This window comes from Candidatus Binataceae bacterium (assembly GCA_035294265.1).
Taxonomy (GTDB): Bacteria; Desulfobacterota; Binatia; order Binatales; family Binataceae; genus DATGLK01.
On the sequence record DATGLK010000101.1, the window covers coordinates 1 to 4,970 of the forward strand.

At 61.2% G+C, this 4,970-nt stretch carries 4 protein-coding genes; 2 read left to right on the forward strand and 2 right to left on the reverse strand.

Annotation, left to right across the window (positions count from 1 at the left end):
- The coding region (locus VKV28_15660; protein ID HLH78241.1) for a hypothetical protein at window positions 1–926 on the reverse strand (926 nt) is incomplete at its 3' end.
- Window positions 927–1,589: 663 nt separating this feature from the next.
- On the opposite strand from VKV28_15660, the gene VKV28_15665 reads away from it, so the two are divergent.
- Both VKV28_15665 and VKV28_15670 read left to right on the forward strand, forming a co-directional pair.
- A complete protein-coding gene (locus VKV28_15665; protein ID HLH78242.1) occupies window positions 1,590–2,084 on the forward strand; it encodes a DUF2844 domain-containing protein in 495 nt (164 codons plus the stop codon).
- Window positions 2,081–3,274, forward strand: coding sequence for a DUF3443 family protein (locus tag VKV28_15670; GenBank protein HLH78243.1), 1,194 nt, complete (start codon window positions 2,081–2,083; stop codon window positions 3,272–3,274). Before VKV28_15665 ends, VKV28_15670 begins: the two co-directional genes overlap by 4 nt.
- Window positions 3,275–3,573: 299 nt before the next feature.
- On the opposite strand, the gene VKV28_15675 is transcribed toward VKV28_15670, so the two are convergent.
- A partial coding sequence (locus VKV28_15675; GenBank protein ID HLH78244.1) for an Rne/Rng family ribonuclease occupies window positions 3,574–4,970 on the reverse strand: 1,397 nt, incomplete at its 5' end.

A 4,970-nucleotide genomic window follows, 5' to 3' on the forward strand; every position in this document is an offset into this window, starting at 1 on the left:
ATGAAGGGTATGACCAGCATGACGGGGTCGAAGTTGTAACCCATCCAGCCCACGAACCCCAGGCCCCAGATGGCCGACAGGCTGCCGGTGACGATCGGTACCCACCAGATGTTGCGATGGCCCAGGCTGACGTACAACAGCACGATCATCGCCAACACGGCGGCAATGAAGCAGATCATGATTGCCGGCAGATAATGATAGCCGTAGCCGCGCACCATCGGCTCGCCGGCCAAATAGATCTTGGTGTCCTTGTCGGTATATTTCTTGGCGATCGCCTGGGCGTCGTCGAAGAGCTCCTTGTAATTCATATGCTCTTCGTTGAAGGAGGCGGTGATGAGGGTGGCCTTGTCGTCGCGGCTGATCAGATGACTGAGCGCGCCGCGATGGATGAAGACTTGCTTGCGCAGTTCGTCCACTTCGGCCTGAGTATCGGGCGGGTTGGGATACATGTAGGGATGCATGTCGATGCCGCCGGGGACGGCTTCGGCATAGCCCTCGCGAAAGGAGCCGAGCGAGAATACTTCGTTGTGATTGACGCCATCCATCTTGTTGACGTCAAAAGTGATGTCGCTGATCTTGTTCAGGGTGGGGATGGTGAAGATGGTACCGTGGCGTGCCTCCAGCATCACGACCAGGGTTTGCGCGCCACCGAAGACTTTGTACTTCTCGTAGAGCTGGGTATAGGGATGGTTGCGTGGAAAGAAATCGGCGAAGTTGGTCGCTACCTGGACCTTGGTCACCCCGTACACCATGAAGGCACTGATCAGGATCAGGAGGATACCCACAGGTAGGCGAAAGCGCAGCACGAAACGACCCAGCCCGCCCATGCCCTCGGCGGCATGGCCGTCGATTTTCTCCAGCACTCCGGGCGGCAATCCCCGCCGCAACGACTCGCGCCAGCTGTGTTCGCCGGTCGCCGCGCTCAAGGCCCGCATTCTGTTTTCCGTCTCGGATGCCAAGGCTCGCCTCCGTCATGCGCTGCCGCGACGTACGCGGGGCGCGTCCGCGTTAGGGCTCCGGACCATTTGGGCCAGCCAGCCCTTTTAGTTGCCCGTTCTGTTGATGGTTTGTATGCGAGGGTAGCAAACCACTGGACCCGTTTGCGGCGGCTCTGTCGTTGGGCTCGCCATTTAGTCGAGCGTGACGATCGTCTCCTCCACAAAGCTTTCGATCGCCCACCGCGCGGTGTCTCGCCATTTCCCCGCTACGCACTCGAAATAAATAACCGTGTATCGTTCGTATCCCAGTTACACTAAAACGGCCCGCGCCAGCTTGCAATCCGCCGTTGTGCTTGAAGCGATGGTGACGGCTGGTTGCGCGGATATTTACCATAATGCAAGCGCAGCTTGTCAAACGAAGGATGGAAGAAATTTTCTACCCTGCGTTCAAGCCTTGGTCATCGCAGCAAACGAGAAGAGCCTACGCTAATAGGTAGTTGCGCTTGTAAGCAGTGCGGGTCTCATACGAGTTCATTATCCTCCATCAGGCACTCTCAAGCTCCACTGCGCGATCTTGCGCGCATTCGGCCCGCGATTGCGCTGCGCACGTGGAAACTTGCATTGCGCCCGCGAGTCGCACAAGCTCGTCGAATGGACTCGAAGAGTAGAGAGAATGGAGCTGGCCGCCCGCGATGGTGGGCTACAGGAGGCCTGGCTACGCTGGCGCTATTGCTGGCAGCCGCGCCAGCGTTCGCTACGTTGGGGCAAGCTTCGAACTCGGTGACGCTGGATCGGCAATCCATCAGCCCTGGCGGTGCGTTTACCCATCAAAGCGCGGCCGGATACAGCGTTAGCCAGTTTCAAACCGCGGTAGGCACCACGGTGCGAGAATATGTGGCGCCCGATGGGATGGTCTTTGGGGTAGCTTGGAACGGTCCCCAGCCGCCCAACCTAGCGGTGCTGTTGGGGAGTTACTTCAACCAATTTCAACAAGGCCTACGCCAACAGTTTTTGGGACTGCACCATTCGCTAGTTCAGGTCCAGGATCTGGTGATTCAAACCGGAGGGCATATGCTCGATTTGAGGGGGCGCGCCTATGTGCCCAGCCTGGTTCCGGCGGGGGTGGACGCGGAGGTGGTTCAGTGAACAGGCGCGGTGTGCTGCCGCTGTTGGGCGCCTGCCTGACTGTGGTCTGGACGGCGTGCGGCCAGGGCGGGAGCGGCGCCGGAGCTAATAACACTAACACCCAACCCACTCCCGTGTTGGCTGCCAACGCAATTGCGATGGTGGTCAACAACGGTCCGGTGCCCAGCGTGCGCTCGGCCGACCGCGCCTTCACCTCGGTTACGATTTGCTCGCCGGGCAGCACCGGCGGTTGCCAGACTATTTCTGGCATTCTGCTGGATAGTGGCTCCTTCGGCCTCCGGCTATTCGCTCAAACCGTGTCGCTCAGTTTGCCGCCCATCACCGACGGCGGGATATCGATCGGCGAGTGCGCCCCTTTTGCCAGCGGGGTGGTGGCGTGGGGGCCGATGGTGAGCGCGAACGTGATTTTGGGCGGCGAGCCCGCGGTTACCGTGCCGGTTCAGATCATGGCCGACAGTTCCTTCGCGTCGGCCCCGAGCAGTTGCAGCAGTAGGGGAGTGGTGTGGAGCGGTCCCAGCGACCCCACCGCAGGTGTCAACGGCGTGTTTGGGGTGGGCGTCTTTCCCACCGATCGCGGCGCCGGGCTTTACTTCACCTGTCCGGCGCAGGCCAGTTGCACGCAAATCGACGAGGCTCCCTCGCAGGACGCCGCTGATCCGGTGGCCTTTTTGCCGACAGACAACAACGGCGTCCAATTTCAATTGCCTGCGGTGGGAGCCAACGGCGCGGCGGGGGTGAGCGGCCAATTGCTGATGGGGATCGGAACCCGCTCCAATAACGGCTTGGGCTCGGCCGCTGTCTACACCACCAACAACGTTGGTAACTTCGGCACTATTTTCAATGGCCCGAGCGTCCCCAGTGTCGTCGATAGCGGCAGCAACGGGCTGTTTTTCGCCGACCCTCAGATTGGCACCTGCCCCTCGGATCCGGGCTTTTTCTGCCCCCCCAGTACCCTGGCGTTCAGCGCCCAGGTGGTGGGGGTCAATGGGCAGAGCAGCACGGTGGACTTCGATATCGCCAACGCCCAACATCTGTTCAATACCGGCAACAGCGCCTTCGACGACTTGGGCGGACCCTTTTTCGCCGGCCAATTCGACTGGGGATTGCCTTTTTTCTTCGGTCGCAACGTCTTCGTGGGCTTTGCTGGCGCCACCACGCCGGGAGGTTCGGGTCCCTTCTATGGTTTTTAGGGTGGACAAGCTAGCAACCGAGCGGTGCGCCGGCCGCGCCTAGTCGGGCGCATCCAGACCCTATCTCGCACCGCTTAGCTCCAAGGACCATGCCCTCGGCCACTGGCGCGACGGCCGTTGGCCGGCGCTGCGCCATAAGCCTGACTTGCAGCGACGTAGCATTGCCTTGGACACAAGTTTCTTAGGAGCGAAGCGAAGTACAGGCGAGGAATTCCACGACAGCCCGGCGAGCCGTAACGTAGCGGCGCGCGCGAGCCGAGTCGGTAGTGTTTCCGTCGCCCGTGCAGCGGGACGTTACGCTAGGCGGCGGCTGGCGCCTGGCTGACTTCGAATACTCCCGGCTCCAGGTCTTGCTTGGACTTGAGCACGATCTTCACGTCAAAGCGCTGCTCCAGCTCTTCCAGGGCAGGGAAGCCAGGACCGTAGAGATAGCGCGCGATGTCGGGGTTGAGCCGCACCAGCAGCATCCCGCCATGATTGCGCCGAGTGACCTCGCGTTGAAGCCCCCGCAGCACGTCGGCGGTCAGGGTCGGGATGGACTTGACCACGCGCCGCCCTTCGCACTGCGGGCATTGCTCGGTCAAAAGCGCTTCTAGGCTGTCGCGGGTCCGCTTACGGGTCATCTGAACCAGCCCAAGCTCGGAGATCTTGAGCATCGAAGTACGTGCTTTGTCGCGCTTGAGGGCGTGGGAGAGCGCTTCGGTGACCCGCTTGCGATTACCCTCCTTCGTCATGTCGATGAAGTCCACGATGATGATCCCGCCGATATTGCGCAGACGCAGCTGATTGGCCACCTCCTCGACCGCTTCCAGATTGGTCTTGAGGATGGTCTCCTCCTGGTTGCGCTTGCCCACGAAGCGCCCGGTGTTGACGTCGATCGCGGTCAGCGCTTCGGCCTGATCGAAAACCAGGTAGCCACCCGACTTCAGCCAAACCTTGCGCTCCAACGCGCGCTGGAGCTGCGGCTCGATTCCAAAATGATCGAAGATCGGCTCAGGCCCTTCGTAGGCCGACAAACGCGAGCGCAGCCGCGGCATGTATTGCTGCACGAATTGGGTTAACCGCTCGAAGGTAGGTGGATGGTCACACCAAAGCCGCTCGACGTCGCTTGAGAAGAGGTCGCGGATGGCGCGCAAAGCCAAATCCAGATCAGCGTTAAGCAGAGTCGCTGGCGGTTGCGATTCAGCGCGCTTGACCACGTCCGCCCACAACCGGGTGAGAAAGGCGATGTCCTGCTGAATCTCCCGCTTGCTTACCCCTTCGCACGCGGTGCGAACGATGAATCCTCCCTGCGGCGGGCGCATTTCCGTAACGATAGTGCGCAGTCGATTGCGCTCCTCGGCGCTTTCGATCCGGCGCGAGATGCCCAGGTGGTTGGTGGTGGGCATGTACACCAGATGGCGACCCGGAAGGGAGACAAACGAGGTCAGCCGAGGCCCTTTGGTGCCGATCGGTTCCTTGGCGATCTGAACGATAATTTCCTGGTTGCGCTTGAGTTGCTGCTCGATCGGCAGACGGCTGCGACGCGGCCCACGTCGCCGGCTCTTGGCCGCCGGCGCGGCGGCCGCCGGTTCCTCCTCCAAATCTCCGTCGGGCCCCAGGCCCTCTTCCCAGGAAATATCTGGTGTGGAATCCTCGGCCGGTTCCGTGTCCAGCTCCTCGTCGGCAATTTCTTCGACCAAACTGCCGAATTCGC